Annotated in this window: 16 protein-coding genes and 1 tRNA gene; 10 read left to right on the top strand and 7 right to left on the bottom strand. The window is 71.5% G+C overall.

Going from position 1 to position 19,531, the window contains the following annotated elements; all coding sequences use genetic code 11:
* Positions 1–337: 337 nt before the first annotated feature.
* Positions 338–1,051: a sensor domain-containing protein gene (locus I4J89_RS07015; protein ID WP_196413016.1), complete on the bottom strand. Its 714-nt coding sequence runs from the start codon at positions 1,049–1,051 to the stop codon at positions 338–340.
* A 148-nt stretch (positions 1,052–1,199) separates the two neighbouring features.
* Between I4J89_RS07015 and I4J89_RS07010 the strand changes: the two genes are divergently transcribed.
* From I4J89_RS07010 to I4J89_RS06990, 5 genes are all read left to right on the top strand, one after another.
* Positions 1,200–1,271, top strand: a tRNA-OTHER gene (locus I4J89_RS07010).
* A 1-nt stretch (position 1,272) separates the two neighbouring features.
* Positions 1,273–3,609, top strand: a complete 2,337-nt coding sequence (locus tag I4J89_RS07005) for a hypothetical protein (protein ID WP_196413015.1) — start codon at positions 1,273–1,275, stop codon at positions 3,607–3,609.
* A gap of 165 nt (positions 3,610–3,774) precedes the next feature.
* Positions 3,775–5,235 carry an FAD-linked oxidase C-terminal domain-containing protein gene (locus I4J89_RS07000; protein WP_196413014.1) on the top strand — a complete coding sequence of 487 codons (1,461 nt, stop codon included), beginning with the start codon at positions 3,775–3,777 and terminating at the stop codon, positions 5,233–5,235.
* A 46-nt stretch (positions 5,236–5,281) separates the two neighbouring features.
* Positions 5,282–6,436, top strand: coding sequence for an FAD-binding oxidoreductase (locus I4J89_RS06995; protein ID WP_196413013.1), 1,155 nt, complete (start codon positions 5,282–5,284; stop codon positions 6,434–6,436).
* 42 nt (positions 6,437–6,478) lie between these two features.
* A complete protein-coding gene (locus I4J89_RS06990; RefSeq protein ID WP_230858482.1) occupies positions 6,479–8,029 on the top strand; it encodes a (Fe-S)-binding protein in 1,551 nt (516 codons plus the stop codon).
* Between the two features lie 468 nt (positions 8,030–8,497).
* Here the strand turns inward: I4J89_RS06990 and I4J89_RS06985 are convergent, their stop codons facing one another.
* Positions 8,498–10,282 carry a rhamnogalacturonan lyase gene (locus I4J89_RS06985; protein ID WP_196413012.1) on the bottom strand — a complete coding sequence of 595 codons (1,785 nt, stop codon included), beginning with the start codon at positions 10,280–10,282 and terminating at the stop codon, positions 8,498–8,500.
* Positions 10,283–10,373: 91 nt separating this feature from the next.
* Here I4J89_RS06985 and I4J89_RS51420 point away from each other — a divergent pair, with 91 nt between their 5' ends.
* Positions 10,374–11,462, top strand: coding sequence for a cellulose binding domain-containing protein (locus I4J89_RS51420; protein ID WP_196413011.1), 1,089 nt, complete (start codon positions 10,374–10,376; stop codon positions 11,460–11,462).
* A gap of 114 nt (positions 11,463–11,576) precedes the next feature.
* Here I4J89_RS51420 and I4J89_RS06975 read toward each other — a convergent pair whose 3' ends face one another.
* Entirely contained in the window at positions 11,577–11,903 is a 327-nt protein-coding gene (locus I4J89_RS06975) for a putative quinol monooxygenase (protein WP_196413010.1), read from the bottom strand.
* Between the two features lie 89 nt (positions 11,904–11,992).
* Here I4J89_RS06975 and I4J89_RS06970 point away from each other — a divergent pair, with 89 nt between their 5' ends.
* Positions 11,993–12,793 (top strand): IclR family transcriptional regulator, encoded by an 801-nt coding sequence (locus I4J89_RS06970; protein ID WP_196413009.1) that lies wholly within the window; start codon positions 11,993–11,995, stop codon positions 12,791–12,793.
* A 6-nt stretch (positions 12,794–12,799) separates the two neighbouring features.
* On the opposite strand, the gene I4J89_RS06965 is transcribed toward I4J89_RS06970, so the two are convergent.
* The 3 genes from I4J89_RS06965 to I4J89_RS06955 are packed head-to-tail and all read right to left on the bottom strand — an operon-like array spanning position 12,800 to position 15,697.
* On the bottom strand, positions 12,800–13,567 hold the full coding sequence (locus I4J89_RS06965; protein WP_196413008.1) for an iron-sulfur cluster assembly protein: 768 nt from the start codon (positions 13,565–13,567) through the stop codon (positions 12,800–12,802).
* Complete coding sequence (locus I4J89_RS06960; protein WP_196413007.1) at positions 13,564–14,655, bottom strand: amidohydrolase family protein; 1,092 nt, start codon at positions 14,653–14,655, stop codon at positions 13,564–13,566. The genes I4J89_RS06965 and I4J89_RS06960 overlap by 4 nt, the downstream gene beginning before the upstream one ends.
* A gap of 43 nt (positions 14,656–14,698) precedes the next feature.
* Positions 14,699–15,697 (bottom strand): NAD(P)-dependent alcohol dehydrogenase, encoded by a 999-nt coding sequence (locus I4J89_RS06955; RefSeq protein ID WP_196413006.1) that lies wholly within the window; start codon positions 15,695–15,697, stop codon positions 14,699–14,701.
* Between the two features lie 167 nt (positions 15,698–15,864).
* On the opposite strand from I4J89_RS06955, the gene I4J89_RS06950 reads away from it, so the two are divergent.
* Positions 15,865–16,296: a DUF1801 domain-containing protein gene (locus tag I4J89_RS06950; protein ID WP_196413005.1), complete on the top strand. Its 432-nt coding sequence runs from the start codon at positions 15,865–15,867 to the stop codon at positions 16,294–16,296.
* Positions 16,297–16,300: 4 nt separating this feature from the next.
* Here the strand turns inward: I4J89_RS06950 and I4J89_RS06945 are convergent, their stop codons facing one another.
* A complete protein-coding gene (locus I4J89_RS06945; protein ID WP_196413004.1) occupies positions 16,301–18,427 on the bottom strand; it encodes an MMPL family transporter in 2,127 nt (708 codons plus the stop codon).
* Positions 18,428–18,638: 211 nt separating this feature from the next.
* Between I4J89_RS06945 and I4J89_RS06940 the strand changes: the two genes are divergently transcribed.
* Together I4J89_RS06940 and smpB are read left to right on the top strand one after the other, a co-directional pair.
* Entirely contained in the window at positions 18,639–18,932 is a 294-nt protein-coding gene (locus I4J89_RS06940) for a hypothetical protein (RefSeq protein ID WP_196413003.1), read from the top strand.
* A gap of 110 nt (positions 18,933–19,042) precedes the next feature.
* On the top strand, positions 19,043–19,522 hold the full coding sequence (gene smpB / locus I4J89_RS06935; RefSeq protein WP_196413002.1) for an SsrA-binding protein SmpB: 480 nt from the start codon (positions 19,043–19,045) through the stop codon (positions 19,520–19,522).
* Positions 19,523–19,531: the final 9 nt, after the last annotated feature.

Here is a 19,531-nt window from a genome sequence, read left to right as displayed (position 1 = left end):
GGGCCGTCATGCCTGCCGGACCCCCGGCTCGCCTCAGAGCGCCATGAGCAGCGGCAACGCCGATGCACATCCCCCGATGCGGGACGCCCGCGAAGTGAGGCCGATGAGCCGGGCAAAGCCTAGGCGAGCGCCGAACACCGCTCAAGAAACGTCACCGGGTCGGCCGAGTCCCCATCGGACGGTCGGCGGATGCCCCTCTCGGCGCTTCCGGGCCCGGTACCAAAAGAAGGGCGCCGCTGCGAATTCCACGGGGGAAGAACTCGCAACGGCGCAGAGCGAACGATAGACCAAGCTCGTCCGGCTGTCCATCCCGCCCGTAGGCCCGCGCGGCCCGGAACTACCCCACCCGCTGGACCACCGAACCGACCAGTCGCTGCCAGTCGGTCTCGAAGCCCGGCGACGCGCTCGCGTTGTTCAGGCGGTAGACCGCGTACGTGTCGACGAGCACCACGTTGCGGCTGTTCAGCACGGCGACCGCGGTGTCGGCGGTGCCCGGGTGCGCGGCCTCGTACAGCTTGTGCCGGATGATCACGAAGCCGGACCAGGCCCCCTCGTCGAGCGGCCGCACTTCGACGGTCTCGGTGTACGCCGGCTCGTTGCGATCCGCGGTCACCGTCGCCGGCACCGTGACGGACGGCTGGCACTTGTCGGCCACCGCCCGCAGCAGCGCCTGGCCGGCCGCGGCCGCGGCGGCGTCCGGGTAGACAAGCGCGGCCTGGTGCAGGGTCTGCGCGCCCTTGGTGCCCTCGTCGGCGATCGACGACGACACCACCTCGGCGCCAGGCGGCACCTGCGGCGGCGCGCTGGTCCCGCCGCAGAAGCTGACCATCTGCTGCGGGTCGCTGCTCTGCCCGGGCGCGCTCCAGGTCGGACCGATCTCGGCAGCCTGCAGGAACGCGCCGCGCATGGTGGTGACGCCGATCAGGCCGGCGTCCGGCGCCGGGTCCGGCTCGTCCGAACCGCAGCCGGCGGCGGCCATCACCAGAGCGCAGGCGGCGGCGAGGGCGGCTCGGGTCCGGACGGCCCGGCGGGTCCTGGCGGTGACGAACATCGGGCCATCTTGACAGACCCGCACCGGGAAACGGAAAAGCCCGCACGCAGCATCAACGCGGCGTGACGCGGCGGCCACGGCCCGCTGCTGTCCGGTGGAAACTCGGAGGCGGCCGTGGACCGGCCCGCGCTATCGTCCCGGGACACCACGGCGTGTAGCTCAGCAGTCAGAGCGCCCGGCTCTTACCGGGAGGGCGCGGGGGCGGGACCCGCCACGCCGGCATGAACCAGATCAACTCCGGATATCCGGCCGCACAGCATGCCAAGGCCGCGGAGACGGCCGCATCGCACCCGGACGAGGCGACCCGCGAACGCGCCCGCGAGCGGATCGCCCGCTGGGCGGCGGTGCTGTCCGGGATGCTGAGCGGCGAGCTGACGATCGGGTCGCGCACGCCGATCGCCGGCCTGCCGGCCTGGGTCACCCCCGAGGTGATCCACGGCGGCTTCGCGACCGGCGCGGCCGCGGCCGGCGGTCCGCTCACACCCTGGGAGATCGAGTACGCGCGACGCCACGACCTGCCACGGACCCGCACCGCGATCTTCGAGCACCGCCTGGGCGAAGAGGGCCTGCGTGAGCTGACCGAGATGGTGACCACCGGCGGATACCGCCTCAGCGCGCCGGAGGAGACCGCCCTGCCGGTGCTGGCATGGCTCGCGCAGGAGCAGGCCGCACCGGACCGGGCCGCTCAGGACCAGGCTGTGCAGGACCAGGCCGCGCAGGACCAGACCGCGCAGGACCAGGCGGCTGAGCTCGCGCGGGCTCGCGGCGACGAGGCGATCCGGTTGCTTCTGGCGGCGATCGGGCCGTACCGGGACCGGCTGCGGTTCGCACCGGAACCCGCGCCCGCGTCCGGTCTCGGCTCGGACGTGGTGTGGCGGACGACGGTCGGCGAGGTGCGCACGGCCCTGGAGCACCGCAGCCCTCGGCCGCGGATCGAGACCATGCGCGGCACCCTCCAGGTCTGGAACGGCTACGCCGACCGGGTTCTCGAGCTGTGGCTGCGCACGTCCGGGGACGGCCGGATCGGCGTACATCTCGGTCCGGACTTCGAGCGCGACGCGCACGCCCTCCTCGCCGAATATCCGCGGCTCGCGGCGGTGAGCCCGCCGAGCCGGCGGCATGCCGGCCCGAAGGCGAACCTGACCACGCTGCGCACCGCGCTGGCCGACGTCCTGGCCGGGCGGCCCTGGCGGCGCGGCCTGGTGCAGACGGTGACCGACGCGATGGTGCGGCGCCGCGGCACGCCCGGCAGCCCGGCGCACGCCGCGCTGCGGGCCCGCCAGGCGGCCGACGCCGCGCTCCCGCCACACCACCTGATCGCACACGCAGTCGCGGCGCGCCTGGCGGCGCTCCCCCAGCACACCGGTACCACGGAGATCGCGCAGCTGGTCGCGCCGATCACCCTGCCGCCGGCCGCGCACATGGCGGAAACCCAGCCGGGGTACGCCGTGACGCGCGCCCCCGCCACGCCCGGTGCTGACCCGGCCGGCGTGCCTGTTTGTGAGGTGCCGCCGGCTGTCCGGGCGGTGGTCCGGCGTGCCCTGGCCGCTCCGGTCGAGGAGCTCGTCGACGCCGGGCTGGTGCCGTCGGCCGAGGTCCTCGCCGGTCTGGCGCCGCGGATGGCCGCTCAGGCGGTGGCCGCCGGCTACCCGGACCGGGCTCTGCGGGAGTTGATGGCCGCCGGCTATCTGGCCTTCCGCGGGCGGCGTTCGCTGCTGCTCACCGGCCTGGAGTCGCAGGTGCGACCCGGGGAACTGCCATGGGTGCGTGCGGTCGCGGCGCACCGGACGGCCGGGGACGGCACGCGCGGTGCGGCCGCCGCCACGCTGCGCCGGCTCGGGCAGCTGACCGTGCGGACCTTCCCGGCGACGCTGATCCCGAACCCGATGGTCCGCGAGCTGACCACGCTGAGCCGGGAGGCCGAGCTGGGACTGCCGTGGGTGGAGGAGCTGGCGGCGGACATCTTCGACGGCCGGTTCGCCGCGAAGTTCCTGAACGCCGCGCAGATCGCCGGTGAGCTGCTGTCCGGCACGATCTACGCGCGGTACTACGGGATCGACTACGCGGCGGTCGCCTTCATCCAGGACGTCCGGCCCGCCTGGGGTGTCACCGGCCCACCGGTCTCCGCCCGGTTCGCGCAGCTGTGCCGGGACCGCGCGGGCGTGCGGCAGGAGCGGGGCCGGCCGGCGCAGAACGGCATGGTGATCGAACAGGCGCAGATCCTCACCACGCACAACCTGGCCACGCTGGTGCACCGGGCCGGGGTACGGCTCGCCCCGGACGGCGCGGCCCGCTGTTTCGCCCTCGCCGAGAAGCTGTCGGGGCGGCTGGCCGGACCGAACGCGTACCGGACCGTGAAGGACCTGGCCTACGCCTGGCGGCAGATGATCTTCCATCTGTCGGTGGACGGCGGCGCCCGGCGGTTCGTCGCGGAACTGCCGGAGCGCGGGCCGCTCGCTCCGGCCGTCGCCGGACTGCGCGAGGTCGTCGAGGGCGGGCGGACGCGACCGCTGACCGGCTGGACGACCGAACGGCACTGGCTGCTCCCCCGGAGCTGATCCCGGGGTCGATCCCCGCGTCACGCGCGGCGTCGACCCCTGCGCCGATCCCGGCGTCGCGCGCGGCGTCGATGCCTGCGCTGATCCCGGCACTGATCCCGGCGTCGCGCGCGGCGTCGATCACGGTTAGCGTGGCGGTAAGCAGCTTCGCCGAGGAGGTGCGCGATGAGCGATATCGATGCGCTGGCTGCCCGGCTGCGCGCCGGGCTGGCCCCGGACCAGGTGCTCACCGACCGGCAGCAGCTGCGGACGTACGAGTGCGACGGCCTGGCCAACTACAAGGTGATCCCGGCGCTGGTCGCACTCCCCCGCTCCGCCGAGCAGGTCGCGATCGTGGTCCGCGCCTGCGTGGACGCGAAGGTGCCGTTCGTGGCGCGTGGCTCGGGCACCGGCCTGTCCGGCGGCGCCCTGCCGCACGCCGACGGGGTGCTGATCGTGACGTCGCAGCTGCGCGACATCGTCGAGCTGCGCCCGGAGGACGAGCGGGCCGTCGTCCAGCCCGGCGTGATCAATCTGCAGGTCACCCAGGCCGCCACGCCGTACGGCTATTACTACGCGCCGGACCCGTCCAGCCAGCAGATCTGCTCGATCGGCGGCAACGTGGCGGAGAACTCGGGCGGTGCACACTGCCTCAAGTACGGGTTCACCACCAACCACGTGACCGGGCTGCAGGTCGTCGCCCCCGACGGTGAGCAGGTCCAGCTCGGCGGCGCCGCCCCGGACACGCCGGGCTACGACCTGCTCGGCGCGTTCGTCGGCTCGGAGGGCACGCTCGGGATCGCCACTGAGGTGACCGTACGGCTCACCCGGCTGCCCGAGTCCGTCCGTACGCTGCTCGCCGCCTTCGCCTCCACCGACCAGGCCGGCGCCGCCACCTCGGCGATCATCGCAGCCGGGGTGGTGCCGGCCGCGATCGAGATGATGGACGTGCTCTCCATCGAGGCCGCCGAGGCGGCCGTGCACTGCGGCTATCCGGCCGGCGCCGGTGCCGTGCTGATCGTCGAACTCGACGGGCCGGACGCCGAGGTGCGGGCCCAGTTCGACGAGGTGACCCGGCTGTGCGACGAGGCCGGCGCCTTCGAGATCCGGGTCGCCGCCGACGACACCGAACGGCAGCTGATCTGGCGTGGCCGCAAGTCGGCGTTCGCCGCGGTCGGGCGGATCAGCCCGGACTACATCGTCCAGGACGGGGTCATCCCGCGAACCGCCCTGCCCGAGGTGCTGCGCCGCATCAACGAGGTCGCGGCCGGCCATGGTGTCCGGGTGGCGAACGTCTTCCACGCCGGCGACGGCAACCTGCACCCCCTCGTCCTCTTCGACGCCCGCGTGCCCGGCGAGGCCGAACGCGCCGAAACCGTCTCCGGCGCCATCCTCGACCTCTGCATCGAACACGGCGGATCGATCACCGGTGAGCACGGCGTGGGCGTGGACAAGGCCCGCTACATGCCGCGCATGTTCACCGACACCGACCTGGACACCATGCAGCTGGTCAGGTGCGCCTTCGACCCGGACGGCCTGGCCAACCCCGGCAAGGTCTTCCCCACGCCACGGCTGTGCGGCGAACGACCCGGGCGGCATCAGGGCGCCCATCCGCTGCAAGAGGCCGGTCTCGGAGAGGTGTTCTGATGCGTGCCGCCGCCGGATGTAGCAAGACCTCGTGGGGAGCGGGTCGATGAGCGTGCTGGACGACCTCGCGGTCAAGGCCGGCGACGACGACGTGGTCGGCGGGGTGCCGGCCCGGATGGTCGCGGCACCGGCCAACACCGAGGAGGCGGCCGCGCTGATCGCCGCCGCGCAGGACCTCGCCGTGGTGATTCGCGGCGGCGGCACCAAGCTGCACTGGGGCAACCCGCCCCGCGACCTCGATCTGATCATCGACACCCGGCGGCTGGCCGGGGTGGTCGAGCACGCCGCCGGCGACCTGATCACCGTGGTCCGGGCCGGCACCCCGATGGCCGAGCTGCACAGCCTGCCCGGGCAGCAGCTCGTCCTGGACGCGCCGGCCGGCGCGACCGCCGGCGGCACGGTCGCGGCGAACGGAAGCGGCCCGCGCCGGTTGCGCTACGGCACCGCGCGGGACCTGCTGATCGGCATCACCGTGGTCCGGCCCGACGGGAAGATCGCGAAGGCGGGCGGCAAGGTGGTCAAGAACGTCGCCGGCTACGACCTGGGCAAGCTTTACACCGGTTCCTTCGGAACCCTGGGGCTGATCACCGAGTGCGTGTTCCGGCTGCATCCGGAGCCGGCCGCGACCCTTTTCGTACGCGCGACCGCGCCACCCGGCCACGTGGCCCGCATCCTCGCCGCCCAGCTGGCGGCCACCGCGATCGAGGTGCACGCCGCGCCCGGCGCCGACCCGGAGATCGCCGTCCTGCTGGAGGGAACCGCGTCCGGCGTGCGCGACCGGGCCGAGACGGTGGCCGGCCTGCTCGACGGCGGCGAGATCACCGAAGAACCTCCGCCGTGGTGGGGCGTCCAGCCGCCCGGCGACGTCACGGTCAAACTGACCGGCGTCCTCTCCCAGGTGCCAGCGCTGGTGGCCACCTCGGTCGGCGCCGGCGCCACGGTCACCGGTTCGGCCGGAGCCGGCGTGCTCTACGCGGGTTTCCCGGTGGAGGGATGCGACCCGCACAGCCGCGTGGAGCTGGTCCGCGCGGCCGCCGTCCGGGCGAGCGGCCACGCCGTCGTGCTGAGCGCGCCGGAGAGCGTCCGGGACACCCTGGACCTGTGGGGCCCGGTGCCGGGCCTCTCCCTGATGCGCCGGGTCAAGGACCAGTTCGACCCGGCGCACCGGTTCGCCCCGGGCCGCTTCGTAGGCGGCATCTGATGCCCGCCCCGCCGTTTGCAACGGACCTTCGGGAGGAATGTGATGGCTGACGTCGACGCCACGCACGGCACCGGCGTTCCCCCACCCGACGCGTTGCGGGCCGCCGAGCGGACCGGGCCGCCGTCCGGAGGTCCGGCCTTCGACGGCGACCATCCGCCGCGCGCCGAGCTCGTGTCGGACTGTGTGCACTGTGGGTTCTGCCTGACCACCTGCCCCACCTATGTGCTGTGGGGCGAGGAGATGGATTCCCCGCGCGGGCGGATCCATCTGATCGGGCAGGGCATCGACGGGGAACCGCTGAGCGACTCGATGGTCACCCACTTCGACCGGTGCCTCGGCTGCATGGCGTGCGTGACCGCCTGTCCGTCCGGGGTGCGGTACGACCGGCTGATCGAGGACACCCGCGCCCAGGTGGAGCGCCGGCACGAGCGGGGCGCGAAGGACCGGGCTCTGCGTGCGGCGATCTTCGCGCTCTTCCCGTACCCGCGGCGGCTGCGGCTGTTGCGGGGGCCGCTGTGGGCGTACCAGAAATCGGGTTTGCAGAAACTGGTGGGCCGGACCGGCCTGCTGGAACGACTGGCACCCACCCTGGCCACGCTGGAAAGCCTGGCGCCGCGGCTGCGCGCCGGGCCGGGCTCATCCGGGCGGTTGCCGCGCCGCGTCGCGGCGCGCGGCACCCGGCGTGCGATCGTGGGCATGCTGACCGGGTGCGTGCAGTCGGCGTTCTTCCCGGACGTCAACGCCGCTACCGTACGTGTGCTCGCGGCCGAAGGCTGTGACGTGCTCATTCCGTCCGGGCAGGGCTGTTGCGGGGCACTGAGCGTGCACAACGGCCGGCGGGCCGAGGCGCAGCGGTTCGCGCGGAAGCTGATCGACACGTTCGAATCGACCGGCATGGACTATTTCGTGGTGAACGCCGCCGGATGCGGGTCGTCGCTGAAGGAGTACGACGAGTTGCTCGCCGACGACCCGGCGTACGCGTCCCGGGCCGCCGCCTTCACCGCGAAGGTCCGCGACCTGGCCGAACTCCTCGTCGAGCTGGGTCCGGTCGCCCGCCGGCACGCCTTGCCGATCACCGTCGCCTACCACGACGCCTGCCATCTCGGGCACGCGCAGGGCATCCGGGCCCAGCCGCGCGCCCTGCTCGCCGGCATCCCCGGCCTCGAGGTGCGCCCGATCGCCGACCCGGAGATCTGCTGCGGCTCGGCCGGCGTGTGGAACGTCCTCAACCCCGTGCCGGCCGCCGAACTCGGCGATCGCAAGGCCCGCGCGGTTCTCGACACCGGCGCTGACCTGCTGGTCACCGCGAACCCCGGGTGCCTCATGCAGGTCGCCGCCGCGATACGCCGCCGTGCCGCCGAGGACCGTGCCGCCGAGGACCGTGCCGCCGGGAACGGTGCCGCCGGGGACCGTGCCGCAGTGGACCGTGCCGCAGTGGACCGTGCCGCAGTGGACCGTGCCGCAGTGGACCGTGCCGCCGGCGATCGTGCTGCCGGGGATCGTGGCCGCACGATCGCCCTGGCCCACACCGCCCAGGTCCTGGACGCCTCCATCCGAGACCTGGGCGGTGCGGGCCTTCTCCGGGAGCGGTGACCCACCATCCGCTCCCGGCCGGCGCGCGAAGCCGGGACCCGTTCCCATCCCCGGCTCCGCGCCGGCCCCGCAGTCCGGGAAGCCGAGTCCCGTTCCCCAAAACCTCGGCTCCCCGCACTCCGGGACGCGTCCGGCACCCGGCCCGGCTCCCTCGGGCCGGCTGCCGCAGGTGTGGGCTCGGCGCGCGGCGCGCCTCGATCCCACACACCGCGCTACCGGCGGCCACGCGAGGCCGCAGCCAGCTGCCTCCGCGCCCATCTCCACCGCGGCCCGCCTCCACCGCGGCCCGCCTCCACCGGCGCCTGCCTCCCCGCGCGTGCCGGCGTGGGCAATCGCGGCGCGCGCCGGCCGGACCGCCCGCGTTCGCCGGATGCGGGCGTTGGAGCCTTGAGCGGGCTGGTGGCCGCCCCGGGAGAGCGGGGACCCGCTGCTGGGGTTGGGGACCGCGTCACGCGTACCGGAAAGGGTTTATCCGATTGTGAAACTGGGGTGCGGAGGCTGGTTGTAGGCGGTGTTCTGCCAGGCCAGCGCCGTTCGGTATTGGATGTCGTGCAGCAGGGTGACCGCGCGCAGGCCGGTGGTGACCGGCGTGCTGTAGACGCGCAGGCGGGTGTTGTCGGTGGTCGGCCAGATCACCTCCTCGCGCCAGTCGCCGAGCAGGTCGCCGGAGAGTGACGGGGTGGCTTTGGTGCCGTTGTTGGAGTGCACGCCGGAGGCCGTCAGCAGGCGGGTGTCGGCCGAGGTGCCGTATTTGTCGATGCGGGTCTGGTCGAGGAGTTCGCGCTGGGCGTCGCCGTCCCACCAGATGACGAAGTTGGTGGAGCTGGGTTTGCGGCTGGCGACGACGGCGCCGGACGGGGAGCGGACGCCGCTGGGGATGGAGGACCAGGATTCGGCGCCGGGGCTGCCGGACCAGATGTCGGCGGAGACGCCGCGGCCGTTGTCGCCGCCGGCCGGGGTGGACCAGATGATCTGACCGGTACGGGCGTCGGCGAACCAGGAGGACGGCTTCGACGCGTCCTCGTCGACCTTGAAGACCTCGAGGCCGGCGCGGTTCGGGTCGAGGTCGCCGACGTGCAGCGCGTCGCCGTGGCCGAGGCCGGTGTTCCAAAGACGGGCGCCGTTGTCGTCGATCGCCAGGGAACCGTAGATGATCTCGTCGCGGCCGTCGGCGTCGACGTCGGCCACGGAAAGCTGGTGGTTGCCCTGGCCGGCGGTGCCGGAGTTGGTGGAACTGCTGCTGTCGAACGTCCAGCGCCGGGTCAGGGTGCCGTTGCGGAAGTCCCAGGCCACCACGACGCTGCGGGTGTAGTAGCCGCGCGCCATGATCAGGCTGGGCCGCTGGCCGTCGAGATATGCCGTTCCGGCCAGGAAGCGGTCGACCCGGTTGCCGTAGGAGTCACCCCAGCTGCTCACCGTGCCGCGCGGCGGGACGTAGTCGACGGTGGACCGGACGGCGCCGGTCTGCCCGTTGAAGACCGTCAGGTACTCCGGGCCGCTGAGGATGTAGCCGCTGGAGTTGCGGTGATCGGCGCTCGCGTTGCCGATCACCTGGCCGGTCCCGGAGGTGGTGCCGTCGGCGGTCTTCATGGCCACCTCTGCCCGGCCGTCGCCGTCGTAGTCGTACACCTGGAACTGGGTGTAGTGCGCACCGGCCCGGATGTTGCGGCCCAGGTTGATCCGCCACAGCCGGGTGCCGTCCAGCCGGTACCCGTCGATGTAGACCGGGTCGGTGACGCCGGACTGCGAGTTGTCCTTGGCGTTCAGCGGTTCCCACTTGAGGACCAGGTCGAGCCTGCCGTCACCGTCCAGGTCACCGGTGCTGGCGTCGTTGGCGGCGTAGAGCGAGCTGTTCGGGTTCTGGATCGGCACGTCGAGGTAGCCGTTGGCGAAGCTCAGCGAAGCCGGGGACGCGGCCTGCTCGACGCCGCCGATCACCGGACGTACGGTGTACGTCTGGTTCGCCGCGGCGCCGGCGTCGAGGTGGTTGGTCAGTGAGACGCCGGTGGCGATCCGGGTCGTGCCACGGTAGAGGTTGAACGTGACCCCGGCCGGGTCGGTGCCCAGCAGGCGCCAGCTGACCAGGTTTCCACTGCCGGACCGGACACTGATCAGACCGCGGTCCAGGGCCTCGCGCTGCTTACCGTCGGTGAGCGGCGGCGAGGGCGGGGCGGCTCCGGCGGGACCCGCTGTAACCAAGCCGGCCGTGAGAACTGCGGCTAGGGCCCCGGCGATTCTTCTGCTGCTGGCCATTCTCCAACCTCACATCGATGTGCGTTAATGGGAGCGCTCCCAGCGTGCGCCGTTCCCGCACGCTCGTCAAGAACACCCACGGAGGCATCCCATGCATCGACGAAGACTGGCCGCCCTCGGCGCCGCCGGCGCCCTCCTCGTCACCGGCGCCGTCGCCACCGCTACCAGGGCGGACGCGGCCGCCGGCTGCTCGGTGAAGTACACCGTGTCGTCCCAGTGGCCGGGCGGCTTCGGCGCGAACATCGAGGTGACCAATCTCGGCGATCCGGTGACCGGGTGGTCGCTGGTGTTCACGTTCACCGCCGGGCAGACGGTCAGCCAACTGTGGAACGGGTCGCATACGCAGTCCGGTGGACAGGTGACGGTGCGTAACGCGGGCTGGAACGGGTCGATCCCGGCGGGCGGGAAGGCTTCGGTCGGGTTCAACGGGTCGTGGACGGGGTCGAATCCGGTGCCGTCGTCGTTCGCTCTGAACGGTGTGGCGTGCACGGGTGGAGTGGTCCCGAGTTCGCCCTCGCCGTCATCGCCCTCGCCGTCATCGCCCTCGCCCTCGCAGTCCACGCCTCCTCAGGATGGACCTACGAAGATCATGGCGTTGGGTGACTCGATCACCGGGTCGCCGGGGTGCTGGCGGGCGCTGCTCTGGCAGAAGCTTCCGGCCGCCGAGGTGGACTTCGTGGGCACGCTGCCGGGGCAGGGTTGCGGGTTCGCCTACGACGGGGAGAACGAGGGGCACGGCGGGTTCCTGGTGACCAACGTGGCCAATCAGAACCAGCTCGTCGGATGGCTCTCCGCGACCGATCCGGACGTGGTGCTGATGCACTTCGGCACGAACGACGCGTGGAGCAACATTCCCGCGGCGACGATTTTGGCCGCGTACACCAGGCTGGTCGAGCAGATGCGGGCGTCCAACCCGAACATGAAGATCATCGTCGCGCAGATCATCCCGCTGGAACCGCCTACGTGCGGTGACTGTGGACAGCGGGTGGTCACCCTGAACGCGGCGATTCCGGGCTGGGCGGCTTCGTTGAGCACGGCCGCTTCGCCGATCACCGTGGTGGATCAGTGGACCGGGTTCAACACCGCGACGGACACGTATGACGGGGTCCACCCCAATGACGCCGGCAACGTGAAGATCGCGAATAGGTGGTATCCGGCGGTGGCCGCGGCCATCTCCTGAGTTTGTCGGCCTGAGCTTGCCGGCCTGAGCTTGCCGGCCTGAGCTTGCCGGCCTGAGCTTGTCGCGGCGGGTGGGTCCCGCGCCCGCCGCGACGCCCAGCTCAATCTCCACAGCTCACCCCGCTACCCGCATCTCCCCCAACTCGGACCAATCGTCCTGGTCGACGGTCTGGCTGATGATCTTCGGGGTGGCGGACAGGTATTTCGGCAGGTCCTGCTGCGCCTGCTTGAAGTGGGCCGAGCCGACGTGCGCGCCACCGGCCTCGCCGTCCCGGAAGGCTTCGACGAGTACGTATTCGCGCGGATCGTCGAGGCTGCGGGACCAGTCGAACCAGAGGCAGCCCGGTTCGGCCCGGGTCGCCTCGGTGAACGGGCCGGCGAGGCGCGGCCAGTCGTCGGCGTGCTCCGGCTTGATCAGGAACTTCGCGGTAATGAAGATCATCGTTGATCCAATCATTCTGTGCTGATGGAGTCTGTGCGGATGGGGTCGGCCGGGTTCCCTCATCATGGCTGGGCACGCAGGCTGGCACCATGAGCGGTAAAGGGGCCGGACTGCTGCAGTCCGTCGAGCGGGCGATGCGGGTGCTCGACCACGTCGCCGCCGCGGGCGGTCCGGTCGCCGCCCGGGACGTGGCCCGCGCGCTCGGTCTCACCCTGCCGACCACGTACCACCTGCTCACCACACTGGTCACCGGCGGCTATCTGGTCCATCTCGCCGAGGAGAAGGCGTACGCGCTGGGGCACCGGGTGGACGACCTGGCCCGGGCGCTGCACCGGCAGATCGCGGCGCCGGCCGAGGTGCGCCGGATCGCTGCGGTGGTGCACCGGCAGGCCCACGCCGCCGCCTACTACGCCGCGCTGCGCAACGCCGAGATGATCGTCGCGCACGTCGACGAGTGCCCGACGCATCCGCGGATCCGGACCCTCGGTGTCGGCTTCCACGAGGCACCGCACGCCACCGCGTTCGGCAAGCTGATGCTCGCCACCCTGGAGCCCGCCGACCGGGAGGCGGTCCTGGACCGCACCGGGACGCCGGCGGTCACCCCGGCCACCGTCACCGATCGGGAGCTGCTGCGGCGTCAGCTCCGGCAGGTACGCGGGACCGGGCTGGCCGTCGAGGTGAACGAGTTCCAGCCGGAGCTGAGCTGCATGGCCGCGCCGGTCAACGACGCGGCCGGCCGGTTCGTGGGCGCGGTCGCCGTGTCGCTGCCCACCAGCCGGATGCGGTCCGACCGGTGGGCGGTGGAACGGGTCGTCCGGCTCGGCGCGGTCCGGGCGAGCCGCGCGGTCGCCTTGGAGAGCGCGGCCCGCACCGGCCGGGTTGGCGGGTGAAGGGACTTACCTCGCTGAGCCGGTGCGCGCTGGGTCGGTGCGCGCTGGGTCGGTGCGCGTTGGGTCGGTGCGCGCTGGGTCGGTGCGCGTTGGGCCGTAGCGGGTTTCCAGCAGGCCTCGGCAGAGTGCGGCATTGCCGTCGACGCTCACCCGTACCGTGCGGGCGAAGCGCAACCACCCCGGCAGCCGGTCGGCCGTGACCGGCGCGCCCCGCTCGTCGCAGATCGCGAACTCGCTGCTCAGGCCGAGCCGCGCGCGGCGCCGGACCACCGCGTCGGTCGCGTCCGGCGCCAAGCGCGCCGCCTCCGCGAGCGTGACGTCCGGCAGCCGCTCCCCCACCTGCGCAGCCAGCGCGCGGGCCAGCCGTTCCTGCGCGGCGACGTGCGCCTTGCGGTCGAACGTCTCGCGCAGCCCGGCGAGCACCGGATCGCCGCCGTCGGTGTCGAAGCGGGACCCGAAGCCGCCGGCCGCCGCCACCCCGGCGTTGATCTCGTCGGCGGCGAAATGGTCGAGCAGCACCACCTCGACCCGGCCGTCGCCGGCGGACGCCAGTGCGTCCCGGGCGTCGGCGACCATCAGCCACGCGAAGTTCGGCGCGCAGAAGTAGGTCGGCAGCTGAAGCTCCACCCGGGTCAGGCCGGGCTCGATCCGCAGGCTCGCGACGAAACCCAGGTCGGTGATCGGCTGGTCCAGCTCGGGATCGCGGACCCGGCCGAGGGCCGCCCAAGCCGCCGCCGCGGCCGCGCTCGGCCCGCCGGCCGGGACCGGAATCATCGCGCCGTTCCCGAAGACCCAGCCGACCCAGCCGACCCAGATGAACCAGCCGACCCAGATGAACCAGCCGACACCGGTCCCGATCCGACCGCATGGCCGGTGTCCACCGGCTCGTCGGGCACATCGAGCTCGCCCGGCACCTTGATGTCATAGAGCCGCGCCGCGTTCAACCCCAGGATCTTCTTCTTGATCGTCGGGGTGAGCGTCCCGTACTCGCCCTGCATGTCCTCCGGGATCTGGAATTCCACGAACTTCTCGATGAGCCACTTCGGCTGCCAGATCGCGTAGTCGCTGCCGAACAGGATCCGGTTCTCGTCGAGCCAGTAGAGCAGCTCGCCGATGATCTGCGCGAAGTAGCGGGGCCGGCTGTGGATGAACGGCATGGCCACCGCGAGGCCGCCGTACACGTTCGGCTCCTGGGTAGCGATCCAGCAGAAGTCCTCCAAGCGCGGCAGGCCGACATGCTCGACGATGAAGTTCAGCCGGGGGAACGCGGTGGCGGCGTCGTCCACGTCGGCCACGTCGAAGGCGTCCCGGTTCATCGGGTAGACGGTCGGGCCCTTGTGCACGTGGATGTTGTGGATGCCCAGGTCCTGGCACTTCTCCAGATACCGGTACGCCCACGGGTCACTGAGTTTCCAGCCCTTGGAGTCGCCCTTCCACTCGGCGGTGTAGAGCTTCACGCCGCGCAGCTGCCAGCGCTCGTGCAGCCGCTCCAGCTTCTCCAGACCGGCCTCGCCGTCCCGTGGGTCCCACCGGCCGTTGACGATGAACCGGCCCGGGTGGCGTTCGGCCATCCGCCCGTTCTGCTCGGTGGTGTTGAAGCCGTTGACGTACCAGTCGGTCAGGTAGGTGGACTGCAGGATCGCGACGTCGTCGTACCCGTTCTCGAACAGGTCGCGGATCATGCGCTCCTCGCTGTAGCGCTCGAACTCCTCGAGGGTCCACTTGTACTCGTCCGGCGACAGGTTGGCGTGGTAATCGTAGAAGCACTTGATGAAGCCCTCGCCGTACCGGTTGATCTGGTTGGCCGGGCTGCCGTCCCAGAAGTGGGTGTGCGCGTCCACGACGAAGTAGTTCTGGTACATGGCATCCCCTCTATGGGACCGGACCGTTTTATAGACAGAACCGTTACGGGACGAGAATCGCGCGGCCGGCGAGCCCGCCGGTCTCCAGGTCGTCGATCGCCTCGTTCACGGCGCTGAGCTGGTAGGTCTTGGTGTGCAGGGTGACCTTGCCCTGCGCGGCGAGCGTCATCAGCTCGTCCAGGTCGGTGTAGGAGCCGACCAGGTTCCCGACGATGTTGCGTTCGGTGGAGATCAGGTCGATGGTCGGGATGTTCACCGTGCCGCCGTACCCGATCACGTAGTAGCTGCCGGCCCGCCGGGTCATCGCCAGACCGGCCGCCTCCGCGCCCTGCTCGCCGACGAAGTCGAGCACCACGTGCGCGGTGTCGGCCAGCTCGTCGGTGCGGTCGGTGACGTCGTGCGCGCCCAGTTCGCGGGCCAGTTCGCGGGCCCGCTCGCTCGGGTCGACCACGATCACCCGGGTGGCGGTCATGGCGAGCAGGCACTGGATGCCGATGTGCCCGAGCCCACCCGCGCCGATCACGACGCAGGTCGTTCCGGGGTGCAGGAGCGGCGCCGCCTTGCGAACCGCGTGGTAGGCGGTCAGCCCGGCGTCCGCGAGCGCGGCCACCGCGGCCGGCTCCAGGCCGGACGCCAGCTTCACCACGGAACGGGCGTTGGTCAGCAGCAGATCGGCCATGCCGCCGTCGCAGTCGATGCCGGGGAACCGCGAGTTCTCGCAGTGCACGTCGTCGCCGCGCCGGCACGGCCGGCACAACCCGCAGGTCACGAGGGGGTGCAGGATCACCGCGTCGCCTGCGGCGACATTGGTGACGGCGCTGCCTACCTCACGCACCCAGCCCGCGTTCTCATGACCGATGACGTACGGCAGCCGCACGCCCGATTTCTCCGCCCACTGCCCCTCGACGATGTGCAGGTCGGTACGGCAGAGGCCGGCCGCCCCCACCTGAACGAGCACGTCCCACGGGCCGGTGACCGCCGGTTCCGGCACCTCGTCGACGGTCGGCGGCTTGCCGTAGGAGTGCACCCGGACAGCCTTCATCGCTTCTCCCTCGCATCATCCGCCCCCCAAACTGGGACTCTGCGCGGAAAGGTCAGCGGCAGTGAAGCGTGCGTTCAGACTGTGACAACGCGATTACACACAGGAGGCGTCGCCCTCCCCCGATCAGGTCATGCGCGGTTCCCGCGGCCCCGCCTAGGCTGGCGGACATGGCCGAGCCGAAGACGACCCGTAACGACAGTGACGTGGCGGAGTTCCTCGCCACCGTGGCGGACGAGAAGCGACGTGCGGATGCCGAGGCCGTCTGCGAGCTGATGGCCGAGGTGACCGGCGCCGAGCCGGCGATGTGGGGCAGCGCGATCGTCGGATTCGGCGAGTACCGCTACAAGTACGCCTCCGGCCGCGAGGGCAACTGGCCGGCGGTCGGCATGTCCCCGCGCAAGCAGGCCCTCACCCTCTACGTGTCGACCGGTTTCGAGGGCTACGACGATCTGATGAGCCGGCTCGGGCCGCACCGCACCAGCAAGGCCTGCCTCTATGTGAAGCGGCTCTCCGACCTCGATCAGGACGTGCTGCGCGAGCTGGTCAAGGGCGCGTACGAGCACGTCAACGGTAAGACCTTCGACTCCGAGCCGATCTGACCTCCTATTCCGCCGCCTTTCCGGAGAGGGTGGCCGGGGCCGGTGACACCGGGGTGTGGCCGGGCGGTTCGTCCAGGACGCGAGTGAGCTTGCTCGGCCACCACATCCACCGCCCGAGATCCAGGTTGAGGGCGGTGACCAGCACCGACCGCACCACCAGGGTGTCCAGCAGCACGCCGAACGCCACCGCGAAGCCGATCTCCGCGAACGCGACGAGCGGCAGGCTGGCGAGCGCTGCGAACGTGCCGGCGAGGACCACCCCGGCCGAGGTGATGACGCCGCCGGTGGCGGCCAGGCCGATAACGGCGCCCCGCCGGGTGCCGTGCTGCCAGGCCTCCTCGCGAACCCGGGTCATCAGGAAGATGTTGTAGTCGATGCCGAGCGCGACCAGGAAGACGAAGACGAACAGCGGGAACGCGGTGTCCTCCCCGGCGAACCCGAGGACGTGCCGGAAGACCAGCGCGCTGACGCCGAGCGCGGCGGCGAACGACAGCACGACGGTGCCGATCAGGATCAGCGGCGCGACCACGGCCCGCAGCAGCACGCCGAGGATCGCCAGGACGACCAGCAGAACCAGCGGGATGATCAGCCGGTTGTCGTGCTTGTTGGCCTCGTTGATGTCGAGGGTCATCGCGGTCATGCCGCCGACCTTCGCGTCCGCTCCGGGGACCGCGTGCACGGCGGTGCGCACCGCGCGTACGGTGTCCTCCGCCTCCTCGCTGTCCGCCGCGGCCTGCAGCGTGCCCTCGAGCTGGACCAGACCGCCGCGCTCCAGCGGTTCGCCGACCGCGCTGATGCCGGGCGTGGCGGCGAAGGCCTGACGCACCGGGTCGGCCTGAGCGGAGTTGGCGATCACCACGATCGGCTGGCCCTCGCCGGCCGGGAAGTGCCGGGCCAGGACCTCCTGGCCGGCGGCGGACGGCTGCTCGGTGGTGAACGAGTCCTGCTGGGAGAGCCCGTTCGCGTTGAGCTGGAACAGGCCGAGCGACATCACGCCGAGCGCCAGCGCGGTGCCGATCCAGACGGCGCGCGGGCGGCGGCCGATCCGGGCGCCCATCCGGGCCCACATGCCGGTCGCGGTCGGTTCGGCGGAGCCGAAGGCCGGGCGGACCGGCCAGAACAGCCAGCGGCCGCCGATCACCAGCAGGGCCGGCAGCAGCGACATCATCGCGAACAGGGCGACGACCACGCCGATCGCGGCGACCGGTCCGAGGCCGCTCGTCGAGTTGACCTCGGCGAGCATCAGGCAGGACATGCCGATCGCCACGGTCGCGGCGCTGGCGATGATCGCCGGTCCGGCCCGGTGCAGGGCGAACATCATCGCCTCGTGCCGGTCGCTGTGCCGGCGCAGCTCCTCCCGGTAGCGGGCGACGAGCAGCAGGGCGTAGTCGGTGCCGGCGCCGAAGACCAGCACGGTCAGGATGCCGGCGCTCTGCGCGTTGACCACCAGGCCGTTGTATTCGGCGAGCAGGTAGACCACCGCCTGCGCGGTGATCAGCGCGGCGCCGGCCGAGATGATCGGAAGCAGCCAGAGGACCGGGCTCCGGTACGTGATCAGCAGGATGATCGTGACGATGGCGAGGGTCGTGTAGAGCAGGGTGCTGTCGACACCGGCGAACGCGGCGGCCGAGTCGGCGGCGGAACCGGCCGGGCCGGTCAGGTGGACGGTGAGACCGTTCTCACCCGTACCGATGACCGCTTTTATCTCGTCGATGACGTCGGCGATCTTGTCCCAGCCCTCGCTGTCGATCTCGATCGGCACGATGGTCTGCAGCGCCTGGCCGTCCTCGGCCGGGAACGGACCGGCCACCTCGCCGGTCACGCCGGTGACCGAGCGGATGCCCTGCGCGTCGGCGGCGGCCTTCGCCTGGTCGGCCTCGGTGATGCCGGCGGTGCGTTCGTAGACGATGATGGCCGGCACGATCTCCGACGGCGAGAACTGCTGCTGCAGCTCGGAGACCTGCGTGGCCTCGGCGTTGCCGGGCAGCCAGGAGGCGTTGTCGTTGCGTTCGGCGCTGCTGAGCTTGCCGGCGAGCGGGCCGGCCACCGCGAGGATCACGATCCACAGGGCCAGCACGACCCATTTGGTGCGCCGGCCGCAGACGAACCTAGCCAGAGTCCCCGTCGCCATGATCCCCCCGATCAGAAGCGCGCTGTCGCTCGTCCCTGTGCACGCTCGTACCCGTTCACAAGCAGACCGTGGGAGCGTAAGCATGCGGGGAGGTCGATTTGAACCCCGAGAACGGTCAGATCAGGGATTCCTCAGGGATTCCTCAGGGAAGAACTACTCCGTGCCCGGTATCCGTGGGGCAAGTGTCCGAAACGGACTGCATAATCATCCGGTGGACAACTGGGAATACGCGCGGCTGGAGTACCGCGCCGCGGGCACGCTGGGCTCCGACCGCTTCATGGACTGGACCGCGACCTTCCATCACCCCGGTGGGACGCTGCGCTGGGGTACCGACGAGCGCTTCGACGACATCCGGCACCTCAACCGGGCGGGCGCGGCCGGCTGGCAGGCGTACGACCGGGCGGTGATCCACGTGCTGGGCGAGCCGCACCGGCTGAGCAGCGTGACGTACTCGATGCGCCGCCCGATCCCGGTCGAGCCACCGGCGGTGCCCGGCGTCGCTTGATTTCGGGTGTCGCTTGATTTCGGGTGTCGCTTGATTTCGGTGTCGCTTGTTCAGGGGCACAGCGTGAAACCCGGTGGGCTCCCGCGGTGCGGGTGGCCTAGATTCGCATCGTGCCCAGAGAGACCGGAACCAAGCTGATCGCCTCGAACAAGAAGGCGCGGCACGACTACGCCATCCTCAAGACGTACGAGGCGGGCCTCGTGCTGGCCGGGACCGAGGTGAAATCGCTGCGCCTGGGCCGCGCGTCGCTGGTCGACACGTTCGCCCAGGAGCACAACGGCGAGATCATGCTCTACGGGCTGCACATCGCCGAGTACGGGTTCGGCAGCTGGACCAACCACGCCCCGCGCCGGACCCGCAAGCTGCTGCTGCACAAGGACGAGATCATCAAGATCTTGAACCAGCTGGGCAACGGCACCGGGCTGACCCTCGTGCCGCTCTCGCTCTACTTCAAGGACGGCTGGGCGAAGGTCGAGCTCGGCGTGGCACGAGGCCTCAAATCGTACGATAAACGGCAGGTGCTCGCCGAGCGGGACGCCAAGAAGGAGATCGCCCGGGAGATGGGCCGGCGCCTCAAGGGCCGCAGATAGGCTCGCCTG

It is taken from the genome of Actinoplanes aureus (assembly GCF_015704865.1).
GTDB classification, from domain to species: Bacteria; Actinomycetota; Actinomycetes; order Mycobacteriales; family Micromonosporaceae; genus Actinoplanes; species Actinoplanes aureus.
Note: the sequence above shows the minus strand (reverse complement) of the source record. Positions and strands in the feature narration are given on the sequence as shown.

Bases quoted from the DNA above. Each gene is read 5' to 3' on its own strand.
- I4J89_RS06955 (WP_196413006.1), bottom strand. From the start codon at position 15,697: ATGAAGGCTGTCCGGGTGCACTCCTACGGCAAGCCGCCGACCGTCGAC.
- I4J89_RS07000 (WP_196413014.1), top strand. From the start codon at position 3,775: ATGAGCGATATCGATGCGCTGGCTGCCCGGCTGCGCGCCGGGCTGGCC.
- I4J89_RS06945 (WP_196413004.1), bottom strand. From the start codon at position 18,427: ATGGCGACGGGGACTCTGGCTAGGTTCGTCTGCGGCCGGCGCACCAAA.
- I4J89_RS51420 (WP_196413011.1), top strand. From the start codon at position 10,374: ATGCATCGACGAAGACTGGCCGCCCTCGGCGCCGCCGGCGCCCTCCTC.
- I4J89_RS06960 (WP_196413007.1), bottom strand. From the start codon at position 14,655: ATGTACCAGAACTACTTCGTCGTGGACGCGCACACCCACTTCTGGGAC.
- I4J89_RS06990 (WP_230858482.1), top strand. From the start codon at position 6,479: ATGGCTGACGTCGACGCCACGCACGGCACCGGCGTTCCCCCACCCGAC.
- I4J89_RS07015 (WP_196413016.1), bottom strand. From the start codon at position 1,051: ATGTTCGTCACCGCCAGGACCCGCCGGGCCGTCCGGACCCGAGCCGCC.
- I4J89_RS06975 (WP_196413010.1), bottom strand. From the start codon at position 11,903: ATGATCTTCATTACCGCGAAGTTCCTGATCAAGCCGGAGCACGCCGAC.
- I4J89_RS06985 (WP_196413012.1), bottom strand. From the start codon at position 10,282: ATGGCCAGCAGCAGAAGAATCGCCGGGGCCCTAGCCGCAGTTCTCACG.
- I4J89_RS06995 (WP_196413013.1), top strand. From the start codon at position 5,282: ATGAGCGTGCTGGACGACCTCGCGGTCAAGGCCGGCGACGACGACGTG.
- I4J89_RS06965 (WP_196413008.1), bottom strand. From the start codon at position 13,567: ATGATTCCGGTCCCGGCCGGCGGGCCGAGCGCGGCCGCGGCGGCGGCT.
- I4J89_RS06950 (WP_196413005.1), top strand. From the start codon at position 15,865: ATGGCCGAGCCGAAGACGACCCGTAACGACAGTGACGTGGCGGAGTTC.
- I4J89_RS06970 (WP_196413009.1), top strand. From the start codon at position 11,993: ATGAGCGGTAAAGGGGCCGGACTGCTGCAGTCCGTCGAGCGGGCGATG.
- I4J89_RS07005 (WP_196413015.1), top strand. From the start codon at position 1,273: ATGAACCAGATCAACTCCGGATATCCGGCCGCACAGCATGCCAAGGCC.